General features: G+C 32.9%; 2 protein-coding genes. One reads left to right on the top strand and one right to left on the bottom strand.

The window, feature by feature from the left end:
• Nucleotides 1-234: 234 nt before the first annotated feature.
• Nucleotides 235-579 carry a 5-carboxymethyl-2-hydroxymuconate Delta-isomerase gene (locus B0A80_RS20530; protein WP_070908484.1) on the bottom strand — a complete coding sequence of 115 codons (345 nt, stop codon included), beginning with the start codon at nt 577-579 and terminating at the stop codon, nt 235-237.
• Between the two features lie 191 nt (nt 580-770).
• Here B0A80_RS20530 and B0A80_RS20525 point away from each other — a divergent pair, with 191 nt between their 5' ends.
• Entirely contained in the window at nt 771-2,414 is a 1,644-nt protein-coding gene (locus B0A80_RS20525; protein ID WP_089078499.1) for a DUF6377 domain-containing protein, read from the top strand.
• The last annotated feature ends 351 nt before the right edge of the window (nt 2,415-2,765 follow it).

The raw sequence follows: 2,765 nt of genomic DNA, 5'->3' as shown, positions 1-2,765 counted from the left end.
TAAAGAGTAAAGAGTAAAGATTAAAGAGTATGTAGTAAATAGCCACGAATTCACGAATTTTTTCTAATCTATATTGTTTAAAGAAATTCGTGAATTCGTGGTTAACTTTTTTAAAGTTGCAGCTTTTTCTTAAGTGTTAAGTGTTTGTTTTTTAGTTGTTTGATATTGTGTTTTAACACAGCAAGGAATTTTTGTTATTACTTCTGTTATATCATAAAGTGATTAAAAGTGTTTTTAAACCATAGCTTTATTGACATAACTGGCTTTTTCAAAATCCATAATATTGATCGAAATAATAGGGACTTCAGGAAGTATCTCGTTCAGTTTTGTGACAATTGCTTTTGATAATCCTGCTTTTTGATCGGTATTTCGGCCTTCCAGAATGTACGCAAAGACGTGAATAAAATCGTCTGAAGAATTTCCATTATTATAATAGCTGAAAGGATGGATACGAACCTTAATATCAGTAGGAACGAAAAGAGTAGTGGCTAAAGCGGTATGGTAAATTTCCTGCATGATATCGTCGGCAGATTTTAGTCGGATTACATTTTCAGAGCAATCAATAACAAAGTGTGGCATGAGTATAATGTTTAAATTAGAAAAAATGAAGTATAAACAAATTTACAAAAAACCGATAGAGAATCAGTGCGCTTATTTTTTTTCGGGAGCTTTTATTCATTACAAAAGTCACAATTTTCAATCTGCTAAATAATTCCTTTTTCTGGTAGCACTTTCTTATATTTGCAAGTCTCATTATAGCTCCAATTGGTTTGAAAAATTATCTGCTGTTTTTTCTCTTCATCATTTTAGGAAGTCCTGTTTATGCAGCGGACAACACAGATAGTATTATCGATAAGTTAAATGAAGCTTTAAAGAACAAAGCTCATTATGTTCGTTTGAGAGAAGAACGTATTTTAAATTTCAAAAAAATCAAATCCGATGATTTAACGAAAGAGCAGGAGTACGATTACAACCAAAGTTTGTACAGTCAATACCTGAAATTCAATTCTGATTCGGCTATTTTATATGTCAGGAAAAACCTGAAAATCGCCAGCGAACTTCAAAATGCCGATTTACTGAACCTGGCCAATCTGCAATTGGTAACATTGTACTCTTCCTCGGGAAAATATCGCGAATCTGAGGCCATTTTAAAAAGCATTCCTAAAAAGGAATTGCCTAAGAAACTACTACCTAACTATTATAGTGCGTATCGCGAGTTTTTGGAACATTATGCTGCCAATAGCGACGATGTAAAGTACATTGAGCAAATTAACAAATACCGTGATTCGCTGCTCACCGTTTTAGATCCTTCTACATTAAACTATCGAATCACCAGAATTGAGAAGGAGATGTCGGAGAAAAAGTTTGCTGCGGCTGAAAAAAAGCTGTTGGATTTATTGAAAAAAGCAAAAGATGATCATCCGCAATATGCCATGATTACTTATCTTTTGGCAAGTATCTATAAAGAAACAAAGCAGCTGGAACTTCAAAAGAAATATTATGCACTTTCAGCCACTGCCGATCTAAAAACCGCAAACAAGGACAATGCTTCTCTTCAGGAACTGGCTTTATTTTTTTATGAAGCCAATGATGTTGACATGGCCTATAAACTTACCCAATCGGCTATTGAAGATGCCTTGTATTGCAATGTTCAGTTTCGGACCCTTTTAATGTCAGAGGTATATTCGATCATCAACACCGTTTATTTAGAGAAAGAAGCTAAGAGAAAAACGGAACTTCAACTGTACCTTTTATGCATCAGTTTATTATCGGCATTTTTAGTTGTTGCGGTGATTTATGTTTACAAACAAATGAAAAAAGTATCGCGAATCAGGACAGAACTGTACAATACAAGTCAAAAATTAGCCGAATTAAATAAAGACATTACAGAAACCAACAATCAGCTGCAGGAAAGAAATGCACAATTATCGGAATCCAACCATGTTAAAGAAGAATACATTGCACATTTTTTTAGTCTTTGTTCAGCCTATATCAACAAATTAGAAAATTACCGTATCACTTTAAATAAAAAAGCGACCGCCAAACAATTTGATGAAATCTACAAAGTATTGAAATCAACCACTCTTGTAGATAACGAACTGGAAGAATTGTACAAGAATTTTGACATCATCTTTTTGAATTTATATCCCACTTTCGTAAAAGATTTCAACGCGCTTTTAATTCCGGAAGAGCAAATTGTTTTAAAACAAGGAGAACTGATGAATACGGAACTTCGAATTTTCGCTTTAATTCGTTTAGGAATTACAGACAGTGTAAAAATTGCAGCGTTTTTGCGTTACTCTTTGAGCACCATTTACAATTACCGAACCAGAGCACGAAATAAAGCCGCAGTTTCCCGAAATGATTTTGAAGAAAAGGTCACAAAAATTGGCTTAATATCCGTAAAACTTTAGAAAATCATTCTAAAATCACTACTTTTTTTGGCTTTTTGTTTTTTGTAAATAATTGTTTTTCATGAAGTTGTGTTTTTAATTCACTACTTTTTTTCATTTAAAAATCCAGAACAAACTATAACGTTTTAGCTTTACAGTATTCTTAAAAAGAGATACTGCTTATACTTTCTTCCCATTGTAAATTAAATGCTTTAATAAATTAATAGTTATGTTTAAAAATGTTAAAACAATTGTTGTTTTACTACTGTTGAGTGCTGTCGGTGCGAGTGCACAGCATAAAATTCCGGTTTATTTAGACGATAAAAAAACGATTAATGAACGCGTAGAAGATGCCCTTGCAAGAATGACAAC

Origin of the sequence: Flavobacterium tructae (genome assembly GCF_002217475.1) — a bacterium.
Lineage (GTDB): Bacteria > Bacteroidota > Bacteroidia > Flavobacteriales > Flavobacteriaceae > Flavobacterium > Flavobacterium tructae.
This window is presented reverse-complemented; position numbering and strand designations above follow the sequence as displayed.

What these genes read in the sequence shown, in the direction of transcription:
- B0A80_RS20530 (WP_070908484.1), bottom strand. Translation starts at nt 579, where the DNA reads ATGCCACACTTTGTTATTGATTGCTCTGAAAATGTAATCCGACTAAAA.